The 18,681-nt window shown below is 61.3% G+C and carries 17 protein-coding genes; 7 read left to right on the top strand and 10 right to left on the bottom strand.

The genetic code is table 11. The annotated features are described in order from the left end of the window. Nucleotides 1-5: 5 nt before the first annotated feature. Nucleotides 6-905 (top strand): metal ABC transporter solute-binding protein, Zn/Mn family, encoded by a 900-nt coding sequence (locus C3Y91_RS23080; protein ID WP_130770196.1) that lies wholly within the window; start codon nt 6-8, stop codon nt 903-905. Between the two features lie 32 nt (nt 906-937). Here C3Y91_RS23080 and C3Y91_RS23075 read toward each other — a convergent pair whose 3' ends face one another. From C3Y91_RS23075 to C3Y91_RS23065, 3 genes are all read right to left on the bottom strand, one after another. Beyond that, nucleotides 938-1,246: a Dabb family protein gene (locus C3Y91_RS23075; protein WP_003557126.1), complete on the bottom strand. Its 309-nt coding sequence runs from the start codon at nt 1,244-1,246 to the stop codon at nt 938-940. Nucleotides 1,247-1,383: 137 nt separating this feature from the next. Beyond that, the gene (locus C3Y91_RS23070; RefSeq protein WP_032989569.1) at nt 1,384-1,809 is read right to left on the bottom strand and encodes a hypothetical protein; all 426 of its coding nucleotides are present in this window, start codon (nt 1,807-1,809) and stop codon (nt 1,384-1,386) included. A gap of 142 nt (nt 1,810-1,951) precedes the next feature. Then, nucleotides 1,952-2,440, bottom strand: a complete 489-nt coding sequence (locus C3Y91_RS23065) for a RidA family protein (protein ID WP_024323032.1) — start codon at nt 2,438-2,440, stop codon at nt 1,952-1,954. 192 nt (nt 2,441-2,632) lie between these two features. Here C3Y91_RS23065 and C3Y91_RS23060 point away from each other — a divergent pair, with 192 nt between their 5' ends. Further along, on the top strand, nt 2,633-3,331 hold the full coding sequence (locus tag C3Y91_RS23060; protein ID WP_024323033.1) for a TetR/AcrR family transcriptional regulator: 699 nt from the start codon (nt 2,633-2,635) through the stop codon (nt 3,329-3,331). A gap of 76 nt (nt 3,332-3,407) precedes the next feature. Here C3Y91_RS23060 and C3Y91_RS23055 read toward each other — a convergent pair whose 3' ends face one another. Next, a complete protein-coding gene (locus C3Y91_RS23055) occupies nt 3,408-3,758 on the bottom strand; it encodes a DUF2200 domain-containing protein (RefSeq protein WP_130664140.1) in 351 nt (116 codons plus the stop codon). Between the two features lie 605 nt (nt 3,759-4,363). On the opposite strand from C3Y91_RS23055, the gene C3Y91_RS23050 reads away from it, so the two are divergent. Together C3Y91_RS23050 and C3Y91_RS23045 are read left to right on the top strand one after the other, a co-directional pair. After that, nucleotides 4,364-5,716, top strand: coding sequence for a phosphatase PAP2 family protein (locus C3Y91_RS23050; RefSeq protein ID WP_244665953.1), 1,353 nt, complete (start codon nt 4,364-4,366; stop codon nt 5,714-5,716). 517 nt (nt 5,717-6,233) lie between these two features. Beyond that, nucleotides 6,234-6,860 (top strand): class I SAM-dependent methyltransferase, encoded by a 627-nt coding sequence (locus tag C3Y91_RS23045; protein ID WP_130762107.1) that lies wholly within the window; start codon nt 6,234-6,236, stop codon nt 6,858-6,860. 33 nt (nt 6,861-6,893) lie between these two features. Here C3Y91_RS23045 and C3Y91_RS23040 read toward each other — a convergent pair whose 3' ends face one another. From C3Y91_RS23040 to thrC, 4 genes are read right to left on the bottom strand one after another with little or no spacing between them, the layout of a single operon-like run. Further along, on the bottom strand, nt 6,894-9,806 hold the full coding sequence (locus tag C3Y91_RS23040) for a sensor domain-containing phosphodiesterase (RefSeq protein ID WP_075224711.1): 2,913 nt from the start codon (nt 9,804-9,806) through the stop codon (nt 6,894-6,896). After that, entirely contained in the window at nt 9,803-10,417 is a 615-nt protein-coding gene (locus C3Y91_RS23035) for a GNAT family N-acetyltransferase (protein WP_018069130.1), read from the bottom strand. The genes C3Y91_RS23040 and C3Y91_RS23035 overlap by 4 nt, the downstream gene beginning before the upstream one ends. Nucleotides 10,418-10,446: 29 nt before the next feature. Continuing rightward, nucleotides 10,447-11,745: a M16 family metallopeptidase gene (locus C3Y91_RS23030; RefSeq protein ID WP_017963152.1), complete on the bottom strand. Its 1,299-nt coding sequence runs from the start codon at nt 11,743-11,745 to the stop codon at nt 10,447-10,449. 3 nt (nt 11,746-11,748) lie between these two features. Continuing rightward, nucleotides 11,749-13,173 (bottom strand): threonine synthase, encoded by a 1,425-nt coding sequence (gene thrC, locus C3Y91_RS23025; RefSeq protein ID WP_130785651.1) that lies wholly within the window; start codon nt 13,171-13,173, stop codon nt 11,749-11,751. 263 nt (nt 13,174-13,436) lie between these two features. Between thrC and C3Y91_RS23020 the strand changes: the two genes are divergently transcribed. Together C3Y91_RS23020 and C3Y91_RS23015 are read left to right on the top strand one after the other, a co-directional pair. Beyond that, nucleotides 13,437-14,084, top strand: a complete 648-nt coding sequence (locus C3Y91_RS23020) for a hypothetical protein (RefSeq protein WP_130681153.1) — start codon at nt 13,437-13,439, stop codon at nt 14,082-14,084. Nucleotides 14,085-14,627: 543 nt separating this feature from the next. Continuing rightward, complete coding sequence (locus C3Y91_RS23015; RefSeq protein ID WP_018069133.1) at nt 14,628-15,350, top strand: PDZ domain-containing protein; 723 nt, start codon at nt 14,628-14,630, stop codon at nt 15,348-15,350. 65 nt (nt 15,351-15,415) lie between these two features. Here the strand turns inward: C3Y91_RS23015 and C3Y91_RS23010 are convergent, their stop codons facing one another. Then, nucleotides 15,416-16,105 carry an HAD family hydrolase gene (locus C3Y91_RS23010; RefSeq protein WP_130681155.1) on the bottom strand — a complete coding sequence of 230 codons (690 nt, stop codon included), beginning with the start codon at nt 16,103-16,105 and terminating at the stop codon, nt 15,416-15,418. A gap of 187 nt (nt 16,106-16,292) precedes the next feature. Continuing rightward, nucleotides 16,293-18,125 (bottom strand): methyl-accepting chemotaxis protein, encoded by a 1,833-nt coding sequence (locus C3Y91_RS23005; RefSeq protein ID WP_130681157.1) that lies wholly within the window; start codon nt 18,123-18,125, stop codon nt 16,293-16,295. Between the two features lie 262 nt (nt 18,126-18,387). Here C3Y91_RS23005 and C3Y91_RS23000 point away from each other — a divergent pair, with 262 nt between their 5' ends. Further along, nucleotides 18,388-18,597 carry a hypothetical protein gene (locus C3Y91_RS23000; protein WP_003557162.1) on the top strand — a complete coding sequence of 70 codons (210 nt, stop codon included), beginning with the start codon at nt 18,388-18,390 and terminating at the stop codon, nt 18,595-18,597. The last annotated feature ends 84 nt before the right edge of the window (nt 18,598-18,681 follow it).

Below are 18,681 nucleotides of genomic sequence, written 5' to 3'. Positions count from 1 at the left end.
CTTCGATGACATCGCACAGACTGCTTCTCTCCGCAGCAATCCCCGCTTTGATGGCGCTGTCGGCCATGCCCGCCTCCGCCGAAACGCTGAAGGTTGTGGCCTCCTTCACCGTGCTTGCCGATGTCGTCAAGCAGGTCGGCGGCGAGCACGTCAAGGTGACGAGCCTCGTCGTGCCGAACGGCGACCCCCATGAATTCGAGCCGTCGCCGGCCGATGCGAAGAATTTGAACGCAGCGCAGGTTACCTTCGTCAGCGGCGAGGGACTGGAAGGCTGGATGGACCGGCTGATCACCGCCTCGGGCTATAAGGGCAAACCGGTCACCGTTTCCGAAGGCATCAACACCCGCACCATGGAAGAGGACGGCGCACAGATTACCGATCCGCATGTCTGGAACAGCCCCGTCAACGTCAAGGTCTGGGTCGCCAATATCGAAAAGGCGCTGTCATCGGCCGATCCCACGGACGCCGCCGCCTTCAAGGCCAATGCCGAGAAGTACACCAGGACGCTGGATGAATTGAACGCCTACGCCCACGCGAAATTCGACAAGGTGGCCGACGATCGCCGCAAGGTGCTGACCAGCCACGATGCCTTCGGCTATTTCGGCCGTGAATATAATGTCAGCTTCCTGGCACCGCTTGGGCTGTCCACAGAAAGCGAGGCATCGGCCGCCGACGTCGCCAAGCTGATCGAGCAGATCAAGGGCGAGCATGTGAAAGCCTATTTCTTCGAGAATTCCAACGACCCGCGCCTGGTCAAGCAGGTCGCCAAGGCAACCGGTGCCGAGCCCGGCGGCGAGCTCTATGTCGAATCCCTGTCCGACGCCAAGGGACCGGCGCCGACCTACGAGAAGATGTTCAAGTACAATGTCGATCAGCTCGCCGCCGCCATGGCGAAATCGAGCTGAGGATTAAGGGCTGCAGGCCTATCCTGCGGCCCTCACAAATTGAGGTCGAAGACCAGGATGCCGGCAAGGCCTCCATCTGTCGACGAGACGATACGCTCGCCCACCGTCACATGCTCGGGATGGATGAGATAGGCGTCGCGGGCCTCGGCGCTTTCAAAGGTCACGGCAAACCCGTCGACGAAGCCGCCATGCAAACCCTCGGGCGAAACATTCGGCCCGTATTTGATATCCAATATGCCGGGAATGACCTGTTTCAGGGCGACGATCGCCGCAAACAGCGACTGCTTGTCTTCGGTCGTCACCGCGGTCTTCAGCCGCAGGAATACGCAGTGCAGGATCATCAGTGGTCCTCCCGATTTTCTTTGGCCGATTTTCTTTGGCCCGATTTTCTTTGGCTGGAGAATAGCGGCGAAAGCCAGGAGAGCAATGAGATTTATTCTCACGCAGACGTTGCGCCCAGAGCCGGCACCCCAACCGATTACATCTGGTCGGTCGCGACCATCGGGCGCTTGTAAATCTTCTGGACGAGATCGCGGGACGAGGCGCGGGCCTGATCTTTCTCAGCCGGCGTCATTGGCCGGCAGGTGTTCCTGAGGTTGGAAGCGTCGAGCACTGTCGCAGCGCCCGAATTGGCAATGACGAGATGCCAGCTGCAGGAAGCGACCTTGTCGATGGTGACGGAACCATGGCAACCTGTGGAAAGGCAGAAGGCGACGATCCCCTGCGCGCCATGATCGCCCTTTTGTGCCTGCTCCAGGGCCGCCTTGAAGTCCTTCGTCCACATCTCGCAGCGCGCCGGTTTCGCCGCCGAGACGCAGCTTTTCATGACGGGAGTGATGTCGCCGGCCTGAAGCGGCGATACGCAAAAAACACCCATCGAGAGGGCGAGCAGGAACTTGAGCATGGGATTTTCCTTGTACAAGGAATGAGTGGCGCACATCGCAGGCGGTTGGTCAATGGCCATCGATAAAAGCGAACGTGGCGCGCCGAGCAGATGTTGGCGCGCCACCGGAAAATCCGAAATTATGTCGATCCGGCGCCGCCGCCTATTCCAGAACGACGGTAGCTTCGACCTCGAAGAGCATGGGGTCGATGGCCAGCTTGGGAACGGGAATCAGCGTCTGCGCCGGCAGCGACGCGCCGAACATGTCCTTGACGTTGCTGGTCAGCACCTCAAGCTTGGACATATCGTGATCGACCACGAAGACCGTCAGCTTGGCGACCTGATCCGGCCTTGCGCCGAGCGCATCGAGGGCGGTGCGCAAATTCGCATAGGCCTGCTTCACCTGGACGGCGAAATCGGGCGACAAGGCTCCCTTGCTGTCCTGGCCGCCCTGTCCGGAGATGTAGGCCAGCCGGCCTTGGCGGGGCACGATCACTGCCGTGCTGTAGCCATTCGGCGAGGGGTCGTAGAGGTTTTTTGGATTGACGATATCAAGTTTGAGATCGTCCTCATTGGCTGTCGCCGCGGTGGGAACGCTGATGGTCATGATGATGAGTCCTCCGATAATGAGATGTTTGATTGCGCGTGACATGACTTTCTCCCGGGCGCCGAAGGCTGCGAGCGGCGGATCCTCACTGCCGGCAGGATGGAATTTTATCGCCATATGATTGACTCGTACGTCGTACGATTAAATTGCATCGTACGACGTACGAGTCAATCGGTCAGGATCGACATTCCCCGCATTGTCGGCTTAGATCGACGTCTGATGAGTAAAGGGAGACGAATGGCAGCCAAACGCAGCGGCGCTGAGAGCAAAGGGTCTGCCCGGAGAGGTGTATCACCTCGGTCCGGGCAGCCGCCGCGCAATGAGCCGCCTCTCTCCCTGGAGCGGATCGTGGCGACCGCGGTGGAACTGCTGGACGCCGAGGGCGTCGACGGCTTGAAGATGCGTCGGCTGGCCGATCGCCTCGGCGCCGGCGCGATGAGCCTCTATTGGCACGTCGGCAACAAGGAGGAGGTCTTCGATCTGGCGCTGGATTCGGTGCTCGAATATCGCGGCCCGCCTGAAATCGATGCGTCTCAAGACTGGCGCGGGGAAATCGTTCATATGCTCGAAGACTGGCGCGCCAGTATGCTGCGCCATCCCTGGTCGGCATCGCTGCTGCCGCGCCGGGCGCTCGGCCCGAACACCCTCAGTCGCCTGGAACTGCTGAGCAAGACTTTGTCCGGAGCCGGTGTCGCCGATGCGGATTTGAACGTCGCGATCTGGTCGCTCTGGAATTTTGTGATCGGCGCGACCACCACCCGGGCGAACTTCGACCTCTCGGACGACGACAGGACCGCTGCGCAACAGCGCCTGACAGGTCTCAGCCAAGACTACCCGACGATCGAGCGCTCTCGTCTGCTGCTGGACAATGATTGGGACGGCGCTTTCAGGAAGGGCCTCGACTTCCTGCTCGATGGCCTTGCCCCGCGACAATGAACATTCGTCACTCCTGGACGAGGCGGTGCCGGATTCTGCGCCCGTGCCTTGGGTGAGCTCATGCAAGCCCGACTGGCTATTTCCGCAGGATCTTCTCCATCGCTTTCCCCTTGGCGAGTTCGTCGATCAATTTGTCCAGGTAGCGGATTTCCCGCATCGTCTTTTCCTGGATTTCTTCCACGCGGACGCCGCAGATCACGCCTGTAATCAACGATCGGGAGGAATTCATCTGAGGCGCTTGCGCAAAGAAATCCTCGAAGTTGGTCTTCTCAGCCAATTGATCGTCCAGGCTCTGCTGGCTATGCCCCGTCAGCCAACGGATGATTTCATCGACCTCTGCCTTCGTGCGCCCCTTCTTCTCTGCCTTGGCGACATAGTGGGGATAGACGCTCGCAACGCTGACTGAATAGATGCGATGCTTCGTCATCGCGTGCTCCTCAACGTTCCAGATATTTTCCGGCTTGAGATAGCTGACTTCAAGTCCTCAACAAGCGGCCGATAATGGGTAAGCTTCCGCGGGCGCGAAGTAGATCGGTGCAAAGGCGGCATCTCTACAGCGCCGCGCATCTTCGACCGGATTGCACCAACAACGGACATCGGCTCGGCTTGGGTAGACGACCGGTGTGGGGCCGGAAACGGACCGACCGGTTCTGATTTCCCGATGTGGCAGAGCAGACATTCATTTCCGCACAACCATTGTCGCGATCTGACCCAACGTGGGCAGTCCCGCAATCGAACCGGAACGTCTCGACGGGCTGGGAAGCTGACGTTGCCCTGCCGCAGAAGCCGGTTGTCAAACATCGACTTTGCGGGGGAATTTCATGCCGCTGTCACAGCGGCAATCGGGCCACAAGTCAGGAAGACAGCGGTCTTCCGATGTGACACTAGCAACGCTGCCTATTCTCACATTTGATCCTTTTGCCCGGCGGTGTCCGGTGCTACAATTAGCGATCGCTAAAATTATGACGGAGCAGCCGTAAAGTAGAAAGGCCTCCGCCTTTGGGCCGGGGGACCAACCATGGGAGGCCCAACATGCTCAGCGCCTTATGCAAGGCCTGCGCAGTGATCCTTTTGTCAGGGAACTGCGCTTTCGCCCAATCGGACCTGATAGAGCCAAATGCTGGAACGTGGAAGACGTGGGTGATCACGTCGGGCAAGGACTTCCGAGTCCCGCCCCCACCGGATACTTCCGCAACCGAGCTGGAGCAACTCCACGATCTTGTCGCAAAGAACGACGCGCAGGTCGCCGCCAAGATCACGTTCTGGGACGCCGGCTCGCCCGGCTATCGATGGATCGACCTGGTCAACAATCGTGTTCTCACAGGCCAGCCGATCCCCAATGCGCACCGCATCTACACTTATTTGACGATGGCGATGTACGACGCCACCATCGCGGCCTGGGAGTCGAAGTACTTCTACAATCGCCCGCGCCCGAGCGAGGCGGAAGCGACACTCCCGACTGCGCTGCCTACACCTCGGAGTCCTTCCTATCCGTCTGAACACGCGGCAGCCGCCGGAGCCGCCGCGACGGTTCTTTCTTATTTCTTTCCGGACGAGGCGTCGTCGTTCCAGGCAATGGCCGAGGAAGCGGCTCAGTCGCGTGTCCTTGCCGGTGTCCAGTTCCCGAGCGACTCTTCCGCCGGCCTCGAGTTGGGGCGACGAGTAGCGGAGCAGGTGATTGCGCGAGCAAAAGCCGATGGCTCCGACGCAGTGTGGACCGGCACGGTCCCGACCGGGCCGTGCATGTGGGTCGGAGACAAACCCGGCAATGTAACCATGCCCAACTGGAAACCGATCGTGCTGGCATCAGCCGATGAATTCAGGCCGCCGGCTCCGCCCGACTGTCAGTCGGCGACCGTAAAGGCCGAGACGGATGCAGTTCGGCAGTTTGAGCGAAAATTTCCAAACAACTACAAAGCCTTCTACTGGCAGAGTCCATCCGGCCTGTTTACCAGCTGGTATGACTATGCCAGCAAGTGGATGTTCGAGGACAACACGGATTCGAACCCCCCGCGGGCTGCACGGGCTTACTCGATGCTCGCAACGGTCCATTACGACGCGTTCATTGCAAGCAACGACGGGAAGTTCGCTTATTGGTACCTCCGGCCCAACCAGCTTGACCCGAGCATCACTCCCCTGTTCGCGGTGCCGCCCTTTCCGAGTTATCCGTCAAATCACTCCACTCTCTCGACGGCGCGTTGCGAGATCCTTGCGTACCTGTTCCCCAGCCATGCGGAGTTCATCCGCGCGGTCGGCAAAGAGGCCGGAGATTCCCGCATCTGGGCTGGCATCCACTACGAAATGGACAACCGTGCAGGTGTCACCCTCGGCAAAGCAGTCGCAGGGAAATTCATCGAGCGGGCGAGAAAGGACGGAGCAGACTAGCGGAAGAGGACACCTGCTCGACCGGATCGGAACCTTCTTGCCGATCGCCGGTCGAGGTCAAAGGATGGAACGGAACTTTGTTCGCCAGGTATCAGAAAGTTGCAGGCCCCGCGCGCTTTCATCTCCTGATGCTTTGTGGACCTGAGACGCAACAATAACGAAATTGGCTTCCAAGTTGTCGTTCCCCTGCGTCCCGATCTATAGACCGCTTCGGAGTCGACTCGTGACATTGGCTGCGTCCGGCGCAAACGTCAGCAGGAGGCGCAACCGCGACCTCTGGTGCCGTCGCCGGCGATGTCTGCTTCCGGGCAGCGACAAAGTTCATCTCTACGGCTGACATGAGGGCGCATTGCCGCCCGGCAGCATTGGCTCGGTCGGTGGTGTCTCTGACCGCATTTCTGCTAAAGCTCGGAAGCAAATCGCCCGCGATGTCACCAACTGCCGAAGTGTGAAGGGCGCAACGGACTGATGGGCCTCTCGCTCATCAGGCCTCTTGTCTTGAAGGAGGAACGCTAGGATGAGCACCGACCTGGATACCGTGCGGTCCTATGATACGGTCGCGGCGGAGTACGCTGCGGAGGCCGCGGCGATGCCCGAATGGGTCGCGACAGAGATCGATGCGTTCGTGACCGAGCTGGGCGGCTCGGGCAGGGTGCTAGAGATCGGAAGCGGTGGCGGGCGAGATGCCCTTGAGCTTGAGAAGCGGGGAATTAGCGTCCGGCGCACCGACATTGCAAAGGGTTTCGTCGAACTGCTTCGCGAAAATGGCTTCGAGGCCGACCTGTTGGACCCGCTGACCGAAGACTTGGCCGACCCGCAGCGTCCCGGCACGCCGTACGACGGGATCTGGGCCTGTGCCTGCCTGATTCATGTCGCGCGCGAGGATTTCGACACGGTGCTTGGACGGCTTGCCGAGGCGACCCGGACCGGTGGCCGATTGCACGCCTCGGTAAGAGAGGGCGAAGGCGAGGATGTGTCCACACATGGCAGTGCTGCAGCGCCCCGGCGCTACGTCGAGACGTACTGGCGCGAGTTTGCCCTGCGGTCCGCACTCACAGACGCCGGCTGGATCGTCAGCGAGGTACGTCGGTGCGTCGGAAAGCCCCAAGATCGGTGGCTCAGCGTTCGGGCGAGTCGGGCGTGACGCACATAGAACTTGCGAGACCAGCCGTTCCGCTCAGGCCCGTTTCGTCAGCGGAAATCGGTCGCGAAGCAGCCGCAGCACCGATTCCGAAGGGATTGGCGGCCCGAAAAGATAGCTCTGGCCGTAGTTGCAGCCCATCTTGGCGAGTTCGATCGCATCCTCGTTGGATTCGATCCCCTCCGCCACCACCTTCATCTCAAGCTCGCGCGCCATAGCGATCACCGATTTGAGCACGGTCGCCTTCTTATCGCTGCTGTCGCGCACCAGCGCCTTGTCGAGCTTGATCATGTCGAAGGGGAAGCGCGTGAGATAGGCGAGCGACGAATATCCGGTGCCGAAATCGTCGAGCGCCAGCCCGATGCCGGCTTCCTTCAGCTTCTGTAGCACCAGCCGGGCCTGTTCCGGATTTTCCATCACCATGGATTCCGTCAGTTCGAGCTTGAGACGTGAGGGGTTGCAATGCGTCTTGGCGAGAACCGAACGCACGTCGTCATAGAGCTCGTTGTTGAGCAACTGCACGCTCGACAGATTGATCGAGACGAAGATCGGCAATTCGCCGGTCTGGTGCTGCCAGCTCATCAGATCGTTGGTCGCCTGTTCCAGCGCGAACATGCCGAGCGGGCCGATAAGATCGGAGGCCTCGGCGATCGGAATGAATTCGGACGGCGGGATATTGCCGCGCTTGGGATGTTCCCAGCGCATCAATGCCTCGAAACCGGCGACCTCGACATCCTCCAGCCGTGCGATCGGCTGGTAGACCATCGACAATTCCTTGCGTTCGATGGCGCGGCGCAGATCCGTTTCGAGCTGCAGCCGGTCGGTGCCGAAGTCGCGGAAGGCCGGCTGGAATGGCTCGACACGGTTGCCGCCGGCCCGCTTTGCCCGGTACATCGCGAGCTCGGCGTCGCTGAGCAGGCCGGTGGCGCTCTCCTGCCGGTCGACCCAGGAGGCAAGGCCGACCGAGGCCGTCAGGATGATCTCGCGATTGGAGAAGTTGATCGGCACCATGATCGCCTTGCTGATCGCATCGGCAAAATCGGCGACCTTGGCCGGATTGTGCTCGGAAACCAGGATGAGGCCGAACTGGTCGCCGGCAAGCCGCGCCAGCGTGTCCTGCGGTTTCAAGAGCCGGCGTAGCCGCCGCGTCAGCGCGATGAGGATGTTGTCGCCGGCGGCAACGCCGAGCGAATCATTGACCAGCTTGTAGCGGTCGATGTCGATCACCATCACCGTCGGTCTGAGCGTATCGCCACCCGGCGCCAGTGCCAGCACCGACTGCAGCCGGTCGAGGAAGACCTGGCGGTTCGGAAGGCCGGTCAGATTGTCGTGCAGCGCATCATGCAGCAGCCGCTCGACGGAGTTCTTCTGCTCGGTCACGTCGACGATCGTGCCGACGCAGCGGATGATTTCGCCGTTTGAGCCGAGCACCGGCCGGGCGCGGATCAGCAGCCAGTGGAAATGCCCGTCCTCGGCGCGGATGCGGAATTCGTGGTTCAGCCGCCCGCGGCGATGTTCGAGCAGCACGTCGAGCGTGGCGCGGAAGCGGTCGCGGTCGTCGGGGTGCAGCCGCGGCAGCCAGTTGCGAGCCGCGCCATGCATGGCGCCCTGGGAAAGGCCGAGCTTGATCGAGACGTCGGGAATGGTGACGACGCGGTCGCGCGCCACGTCCCAATCCCACACCATGTCGCCGGAGCCGGTCAGCGCCAGCGATTGCCGCTCGAGATCGGAAAACAGCCCCTGCTGGAAGGCGCCGCCGGCAAAGGCGTGCTGCATCACGGTGAAGCCGATCAACAGCACGATGAGCACCAGGCCGCCGCCAAGTGCTGGCTGGATGATGTCGTTGTCGAGCCGTCCGGTGACCGTCAGCCAGGCCCCGAACAGCCAGACAAGGATCAGCGCCCAGGCCGGCACCAAAAGGATGGCGCGGTCATAGCGGTTGAAGCCGAGATAGATGATCAGCAGCAGCCCCATCGTCGCCGTCAGCGCGAAGGAAAGCCTGGCAATGCCGGCGGCAATCGACGGATCGTAGATCGCCACGCCAAAGAGCAGGGCAAGGCCGAGCACCCAGGCAAGTGTGGCGTAGCCGAGATGCGCATGCCAGCGGTTGAGGTTGAGATAGGTGAAGAGGAAGATGACGAAACTCGAGGCCAGCGCCACCTCGGCGCAGGCGCGCCATATTCGCTGGTCCGCCGAGGCGACGCTGATCAGCTTGCCGAGAAAACCGAAGTCGACGCAGATGTAACCGAGCACCGCCCAGGCAAGGGCGGCTGTCGCCGGCAGCATCGAGGTGCCCTTGACGACAAAGAGAATGGTCAGGAACACAGCGAGCAGGCCGGCAATGCCAAGCACGATGCCGCGGTAGAGCGTGAAGGCGTTGATCGTATCCTTGTAGGCGTCCGGTTCCCAGAGATAGATCTGCGGCAGCTCCGGCGTCGACAGTTCGGCGACGAAGGTGATGACGGCGCCGGGGTTCAGCGTGATGCGGAAGACGTCCGCCTCGTCGCTCGGCTGCCGGTCGAGCGCGAAGCCTTCGCTCGGCGTGATCGCGCTAATGCGCTGCGAACCGAGATCCGGCCAGAACAGCTTGGAATTGACCAGACGGAAATGCGGCGCGACGATGACGCGCTCGAGCTGTTCTTCCGAAACGTTGGCAAGCGCAAACACCGCCCAGTCGCCCTGATGGTTCTCCGAGCTTGCCCTGACCTCGATGCGGCGGCGGATACCGTCGGCGCCGGCTGCCGTCGAAACCTGGAAAGCCTCGCCCTGGTTGGCGTAGATCTCGGTCGTCGCCGTCAGGTCGAGCGCGGTATCGTCACGGGAAATTTTTACCGGTTCGGCCGCCTGGGCAACACCCGCCACGAAGGCGAAGGCCGCCAGGAAAAGGGCTGCGATCACCGCGATCACTCGTCCGGACGGTGACTTGGGCAGCATGCGGTCTCTTGTCATCGGCTGTCGGTTTTCCTGCCTTTATCCGTATCGGTGGCGAGACGTGAAAACATCACATGGTCATGCCACTGACCGTTGATCTTCAAATATCCGCGCAGATAGCCTTCCCTCTGAAACCCGGCTTTTTCAAGCAGACGGATGCTGCGCGCGTTATCTGGAATACAGGCTGCTTCGATACGGTGCAACTCAAGCCCGGTGAAGATGTAAGGAATAACCATTTGAAGAGCGGCGAACATATGCCCTTGGCCGGCATGACGTTCGCCCATCCAGTAGCCGATCATGCAGCTTTGTGCCGCACCCCTTCTGATGTAACCGATGGTGACGCCGCCGACGAGCGTCATGTCGCCTTTCAGGAAAATGAACAGCGGCACCGCCTGACCCGAGGTATATTCCTGCTTGCCGCGGACGACGCGGGCGCGGTAGGCGCCTTCCGTCAATTCGTCGCGCCGCCAGGTCGGCTCCCAGGGCTCGAGGAACTTGCGGCTTTCGGCACGCAGCCGGTGCCACTGGTTGAAATCCTGATAGCGCGGCAGGCGCAGCAGGTATCTGTCGTTCTCCAGCTCCACCGCTTCCGGCTGCCGAGACAGGAACCGAAAAACCGATTTTGGCATCGATCACTCCCGGCAGGACGGACGTCGGCTCAGCGGCTTGCCTGAAGCGTCTTCGACGCCGGCACCGAAAGCGAGGCAGTGATGTCTTCCATCGGCGCGAGCTGTTCCAGTGGCCCGATCGCCGAAAGCGTCGGCACCGTGTCATAGAACAGCCGGCCGGCGAGGTCGGTCAGCCGCTCGATGGTGATGCCTTCCAGCCGTTCCATCATCTCCGGATTGGAGATCGGCCGGCCGTAGAGCATCATCTGCCTGGCGATCTGGCCGGCGCGGGCGGCCGGGCTTTCCGCACCCATCAACAGCTGGGCACGGATCTGGGCGCGGGCGCGCTCGATTTCCTTCTGGTGGATCGCATCGGCTGATTTGTGCAGCTCGTCGATGATGACGGGCACCAGCTCCGGCAGGTTTTCGCCGCCGGTCGCGGCATGAATGCCGAAGATGCCGGTGTCGGAAAAGCCCCAGTGGAAGGCATAGACGGAATAACAGAGGCCGCGGAACTCGCGCACTTCCTGGAAGAGCCTGGAGGACATGCCGCCGCCAAGGATATTGGCGAGGATCTGCGAGCAGTAGAAATCGCGGGCATGATAAGGCTTGCCTTCGAAGCCGAGCAGGATCTGCGCGTCCATCAGGTCGCGCGGTTCGCGCACGCTGCCGCCGATATAACGCGCCGGTTCCATGACGGGCGGGGCGGAAGGGGTCGTCGGCAGGCTTGCGAAACGATCCTCGACCATGCGCAGGAATTCTTCATGCTCGACGGCGCCGGTGGCGACCACGAACATGCGGTCGGTCGTGTAGTTGCGGCCGAGATAGCCACGGATCTGCTGCGGCGTGAAGGAGACGACGGTCTCCGGCGTGCCGAGGATCGCCCGGCCGAGCGTCTGATCGCGATAGGCGGCCTCGGAGAACCGGTCGAACACCACGTCGTCGGGCGTGTCGTTGGCGGCGTTGATCTCCTGCAGGATCACCTGCTTCTCGCGCTCCAGCTCCTCTTCCTCGAAGGCCGATTCGGTCAGGATATCGGCGAGGATGTCGACGGCGAGCGGCACGTAATCCTTGAGCACGCGGGCATAATAGGAGGTCGTCTCGGTCGAGGTCGCGGCATTGACTTCGCCGCCGACATCCTCGATCTCCTCGGCAATCTGGCGGGCCGTGCGGCGCGCCGTGCCCTTGAAGGCCATGTGTTCGAGCAGATGGGCGATGCCGTGCTCGTTGTCCGTCTCGTTACGCGATCCCGATTTGATCCAGACTCCGAGCGCAACGCTTTCAAGATGCGGCATGGTCTCTGTGACTACTGTCAGCCCGGATTTCAGCCGGGTGCACTCAACTGTCATTGGCTATCTTTCTGCGCCTGCTGTCGTCTCGCCGCGGGCATGCTGGCCGATAAAAGTCTCAACGGCTTTCAGCTCCGGTTTGATGATCTGGAAACGCTCCTCCCTGTGCATCAGATCAGCAAGCCACGTCGGAAGCGCCGGGTCAATACCGCAGGCGGATTTTACGGCGACCGGGAATTTCGCCGGATGCGCGGTCGAAAGCGTCACCATCGGCGTATTCGGCTTTTCTTTCTTGGCAGCGACGAAGACGCCGATCGCCGAATGCGGATCCAGCAGATAGCCGGTCTCGGCATGGGTCTTGCGGATCGTCTCGGCCACCTGCTTCTCGCTGGCGCGCCCGGCGCGGAAGTTGCGGCGGATCGCCTTCAGCGCTTGCTCGCCGATCTCGAAGCCGTTGGATTGCTTGAGGCTTTCCATCGCCGCGCGCACCTTCGAGGCGTCGCGATCATAGGCTTCGAACAGCAGCCGTTCGAAGTTCGAGGAGATCTGGATGTCCATCGACGGCGAACTCGTCGCCTTGACCGCCTTCATGTCGTAGCGCCCGGTCTTCAGCGTCCGCGCCAGGATGTCGTTTTCGTTGGTGGCGATCACCAGCCGGTCGATCGGCAGGCCCATGCGCTTGGCGCAGTAGCCGGCGAAGATATCGCCGAAATTGCCGGTGGGCACCGTGAACGAGATCTTCCGGTCGGGGCCGCCGAGCGCCACGGCCGCCGTGAAATAATAGACGATCTGGGCCATGATGCGCGCCCAGTTGATCGAGTTGACGCCTGATAGTCGGACCTTGTCGCGGAAGGCCACGTCGTTGAACATCGCTTTCACGAGGTTCTGGCAATCGTCGAAATTGCCCTCGACGGCAAGCGCATGCACGTTTGGTGACGACGAGGTCGTCATCTGTCGCTGCTGCACCGGCGAGACCTTGCCATGCGGGAAAAGGATGAAGATGTCGGTGCGCTCTCGGCCCGCGAAGGCGTCGATCGCAGCCCCGCCGGTGTCGCCCGAGGTGGCGCCGACGATCGTCGCCCGCTCGCCGCGCTTCTCGAGCGCATAGTCCATCAGCCGGGCGAGCAATTGCATCGCCACATCCTTGAAGGCGAGCGTCGTGCCGTGGAACAGCTCCATGACGAAGCTGTTCGGCCCGGTCTGGACGAGCGGCGCGATCGCCGGATGGCGGAAGGTGCCGTAGGCCTCATCGATCATCGCCCGGAAGGTGTCGTCGGGGATCTCGCCATTGGTGAAGGGCGACAGAATGGTGAAGGCGATTTCCTGATAGGTCTTGCCGCGCAGCGCGCGGATCTCCTTCTTCGAAAAGCTCGGCCATTTGCGCGGAACGTAGAGCCCGCCGTCGCGCGCCAGCCCCGTCAGCAGGGCGTCGCAAAAGCCGAGGGAAGGGGCCTCGCCGCGGGTCGAGATATAGTCCACGTTCATCATCCTTGATCTATCGCTGAAGGAAATCCGGCTCGCCGCAGCCGTGGCTCGGTCCGCTGGAAATCGAAGAGGCGCCGCCCTGCAGGCATGGCATCGCGGGTATGCTGTTGACGTTGCCCGCATCCGGCGGCGAAAAGTGCATCAAAACGGCGCTTACCCAATCGATTTTTGTTTACGCCGCTGATATAGACCATCGCAAACCGTCATGAAAGGCCCTGCGAAAAAGACATGGGGCCTCCAAGAAACGCTTGCACAAGGGATGGAATATGGTGCTCGGCAAGGTCTCGCGTCTCATCGTCTCCGCATCTTTTCTTGCCCTGCTCACTGGTTGCAACTCGCTCGGCATAGGCGGCGACAGCAAGTCGTCGGCGCCGGCGACGCAGCCGAACGGCACCGCCCAGATCATGCCGCTGGCGCCCGCCAACCCGTCCTCGAACAATCCCTCGATCGGCACGGCCACGACGGCGCAGGGCACGGTCGCCCCCGTCGTCCAGGGCGCCTGCCCGCAGATCTTCATGCGTGACCAGGATGCGATCTTCCGCACCTATGCCAAGGGCAAGAAGGACGATCCGCAGCAGATCGTCTTCCAGGCCTCCTTCGGCGATTACACCCGCCAGTGCACGCTGAACGACACGAATCTGACGATGACGGTCGTCGCCCAGCTGCGCCTGATCACCGGCCCGGCCGGCACGCCGGGCCCGGTGACGTTGCCGATCCGTATCTCCGTCGTCGATGGCGAGACCGTGCTCTATTCCGAGGTCACCAAGTTCCCGACCGAGATCCCGGCGGGTGCGCCGGGCACGCAGGTGATCTTCCGCAAGGACGGCATCACGATGCCGGTCGGCTCCGGCGCCCTGGTGCGCATCAATATCGGCTTCGACACCCAGCCGGCAAAGACCAAGAAGAGCAGCTAGGGCAATTCGGGCTTCGACCTAACGGCGGCTCCTCATCCGGCCGCCGCCGCGACCCGGGTCGAGCCAAGTGTCTCGACTCCGGCAGGTTAGGGTCAGGGGGCAGCCATCGCCGCCAGGGCGACAGCAGTGGCGAGAAAAAGGAGATGCCTCCACATAGCCCGCGACCGCGTCCAACGAAAGTTATCGCCATGACGAGGACAGGTCCGGCCACGATATATCGATCAGCAGCTTCCACTCGATGCGTTTGCGACCGGCAGGTGGGCTGGGCTCTGCTGCGTGAACGGCGGTAAGATCCAATCCGTGGTATCGCTTCTTCTTGCCGATCGGCGACAGCACTCGGATCCGTTTAAAGCGGATATCCGTGAGTGGGTACTGCTGGTGTTGCACCGAGACGCGGCCAATATTGAGCCAAGCAAGTGAAGTATATAGTGTTTTCTATATTTTATTTTCTGGGTCATTGCTTCATTTAAGACATCCTTAGAAGCCGTCGACTACCGTCTCCGTGCGGAACGAAGCAGGAGCTTGTTCGCGCCAACCCAGGAGATGGTCTTGAAGAATTCGTATCGTGCCTTCCGAGCACTGATCGTCGTCGCACATATTGCTTCTCCGTTTGCCGGGGTTCACTCCGCCTTCGCGGCAACCCCGCCGGCGGCCCATGCGAAATCTGGGCCGATGATATCCAAGGCGCTCGATGCGCTGCTGCTGCCGATCAACAAGGGCGTGATCAAGAAGTTCAAACTCGACAAAGGCGCGCACGGTGTTCTGGTGCTTTCCGTCAAGCCCGGCGGCGTTGCCGACAAGCAGGGGATCAAGCCGGGCGACGTTTTGGCTGAAGTACAGGGCCATAAGGTTCATAAGCCGATCGACGTCGATGTTGCCGTGCGCCGCCAGTTGAAGGCCGGACATTCCGATATGTCCTTCAGCGTCGCGCGTGGTGGGGCAGTGATCGCCGTTGCCGCAATTATCACACTCGAATCCTACAACGACACGATTGCGGTCAGCGAAATCTCTAGTTGGGAGACTGACACGACGGTAAGCTCGTCGTCCTACGAGGAATATGTTTCGGTGGAATCGACGGAAATTGAGACTTCCGAGGAGAGCGAGGAGACGACGGTTGAAGAGGACCTGACCCAGGACGAGTCGGCGGACGCTGATTCCAGCGACGATGCGGACGACAGCAGTGACGACAACTCGGACGATTCAGGCGATGACAGCTCGGACGATTCCGGCGACGACGGCTCGGATGATTCGGGTGACGACGGCTGAATCCAGCCGTCGTGACGGCGAGAAGCGCTCGTCCGAATTCGACAAACGAACTGCGCTTAGGCTCGTCAGAGAACGTTGTCCCAGGCCGCCAGTGCGGCAACGACGCCCGGCAGGTCGTTCATGCGGGAGATTGCCGTTTCGGCGCCGGCATCCGTCAACTTGTCGGCATGGGCGGGATAGGTGTGCGAGGCGCCGGTGAAGCCGATGACGCGCATGCCGGCGGCGCGCGCCGCATGCACGCCGTGCACGGAATCTTCGACCACAACAACCTTGTCAGGCGAAACACCCATTTGGCTTGCGCCGTGCAGGAAGATGTCGGGCTTCGGCTTGGCGCGGTCGGGGCCAAGATCCTTGGCGGAGAAAATGGTCGGCGCAAACAGCGGCTTCAGCCCCACCTTGGTCAGCATCATGTCGAGCCGCTTGGTGCTCGAATTCGAGCAGATGCAGCGCTTCATCGGCAGCCTGGAGACGGCGAACTCGACACCCGGAATGGCCTGGACATCCTGCGCCAGCCTGAGGTCGAGCATATGCTCCGACTTGTCCAGCAGCGACGCCGAAAGCGGGATGCTCGCCTCGCGCTCGATCTGCAGCAGGATGTTGCGCCATGTCATGCCGGCGAAGCGCTCGCCCATTTCTTCGACGCCGATCGGATATCCGGCCTCTGTCAGAAGCGCGGATTCGACTTCCGCCGCGATGATTTCCGAATCGACGAGAACGCCGTCGCAATCGAAGATGATGAGGTCGAAGCCGTCCATATGTTCACGCCTTGCTGAAAGTCTGGGCCTTGTCCGGGAATGCTGCGGCTTTACACGATGCCCGGCCAAAGCTCAACCTGATCTCAAGCATGGCTGCGATGCGGCAGACGACCGGCTCCGGCATTGCTGCCGGATCGGTCGTGTCGGGTTGGCGCAGGAATGAACAATGGCGAGCAGATAGCAGCCGTCAGGCCGCCAGCTGCCCACCCCGGCGTCCCGCTGCAGGTTGCGTCGAAGCTGTCGCGCGAAGCCTGAACCGGGAAACGAGTTCGCGCAGCTTGGCAGCTTCCTGTGCAAGCTGGCCGGATGCCGCGGTGGATTGCTCCACCATCGCCGCGTTCTGCTGGGTCACCTGGTCCATGGAATTGACGGCGGTGTTGACTTCGGCAAGGCCGGTCGACTGCTCTCTGGCCGATACGGCGATTGCATCCATGTGCTGATTGATGCGGGCAATCTGCTCGCTGATCGCCTTCAGAACCTGGCTGGTGTCGAGAACCAGTTTGACGCCGCTATCTACTTCCACCGACGATTTCTGGATGTGGCCTTTGATTTCCTTTGCCGCCTGAGCCGATCTCTGGGCGAGTTCGCGGACTTCCTGGGCGACCACCGCAAAACCCTTGCCTGCGTCTCCGGCGCGTGCCGCTTCGACGCCGGCGTTCAGCGCCAGCAGATTGGTCTGGAAGGCGATCTCGTCGATCACGCCGATAATGCTGGAAATCTGCTGGGACGAAGCCTCGATGCGGCGCATGGCTTCTTCGGCATGCGACACGACTTCCGAAGACTTGGCGGCATTGCGGTTTGCATCGGTCGCTTCGGTGCGTGCCTCATCGGTCCGCTTGCTCGAGTTCGAGACATTGGCGGTGATCTGATCGAGCGCTGCGGCGGTTTCTTCGAGAGAGGCTGCCTGCTGTTCGGTTCGTTTTGACAGATCGCCGGCCCCGGAGGCGATTTCCCTGGTGCCTTCGTCGATCGCGGCAATGGCGGTCGCAATCGCGCCGAGCGTCTGATCGAGCTGCCTGATCGACATGTTGAAATCATGCCGGAGGCCCTCAAAGTCTGGGGCGAAAGGCTCTTCGATCTGGAAGGCGAGATCGCCGGATGCAAGCCGCTTCAAGCCTGCGGCGAGACCCGATGTCGCCGCCCGCAGCCGTTCGGCGGCATCTTCGTCAGCCTGCTTGCGCGCCGTGACCCGCTCGGTTTCGCCCTGCAATCGGGCTGCCTCGGCGTCTTGCTCAAGCTGCTTATTGGCAATCGCCGCCTGGCGGAAGATTTCGACGGCCGATGCCATCGTTCCGATTTCATCGGTGCGGCCGATCCCGGTGCAGGCAATGGCTGTGTCACCGCCGGCAAGCTTTTGCATGTCATTGGAAAGCGAAAGGATCGGTTTGGTGACGGTCTTGCGGGTCAGGAAATAGAGGCCGAGCGCAAACAGCGCGGCCGCAGCGAGAAGTGCCTTCAGAACAATATCGACCGAAGCTTTTATCTCGGCGCTGTGCTTGGAAATATCGTCCGACGCCGCCGTGATCTGGTCCCCGGTCTGTTCCATGGCCGTTTCCAGCGTCGAGAACTGCGCCATGAAATCCGGCAATGCCTTCAATGCCGCGGTGGGATCCTTGCCGGCGAGATCGACCATCTTCGTGGCGCTTTCCATATAGGCAAGGAGGGGACGTTCGACGCCGGCAAGGATCGTTTTGGTCTTGTCGTCGGAGGCAAGCGCCTTGTTTGCGTCAATCATCTCCCGGAACGACGCCTCGTGCTCCACCAGATCTGCCTTCACCGCGTCAGCGGCGATGCCTGCTGCCGGGTTGGATGCCAGCATCGATGCGAGTACGTCGGCGCGCAGCGCGTCATGCATCATGTCGGCCTGCATGTGATTGCGCAGAATTTGCGCTGACTGGCTGACATCGGCGCTGTTTGCAGAAAGGATGGAGGCTGACCAGATACCGACGCCTGTGGCGCCGCCCGCCAACCCGAAAATCGCGATGCTCGCAATGATGATCTTATGCTGGATCGACGCCATGACAGGGCTCTCTCGTTAATTTAGAACGTGAGAGTAGCCGAACATGCTTAATTATTTTCTCAGCACCATGTCGCTTAGCGGCGCAAAAACAAGAGGTTGTGGTGTATATTTCAATTTCGACAAAAAGTTGAACTCTTTGTGGGTCGCGCGGAGGCCCGATGCCGATAGAACGACGGACCTGAGCGAGTGCAGGCGCCTCGTCGAGGTTGATTGCTGCTTCCCCGGCTGGGGCGTACGGTGCATGCGCAATGGGAGAGGGACCATGAGGCTTTCAGCTTTCGTCCGACCGGCAGCAGCCGTAGTGCTGCTGTTTGCCTTCACATCCACCGACGTCATCGCCAAGGGCAAGCACCGAAGCTGTGCGCAGCTGCAGGCGATGAAGGATAATGCCCTGACCGGCGGAAAACATGCCGGGGATGGCACCGACAAGAGAGCCAAGATCGAAAGGAAGATGAGGAAGAAAGGCTGCTAGAGGTAAGCCGTCGATAGCTTGCGAGCACGGCCAGGCAGCAGGCGAGCCTGTTACCGAGACGGCAGACATGCGCCTTCGTTGAGG

The organism is Rhizobium ruizarguesonis (assembly GCF_012349115.1).
GTDB lineage: Bacteria > Pseudomonadota > Alphaproteobacteria > Rhizobiales > Rhizobiaceae > Rhizobium > Rhizobium ruizarguesonis.
This window is presented reverse-complemented; position numbering and strand designations above follow the sequence as displayed.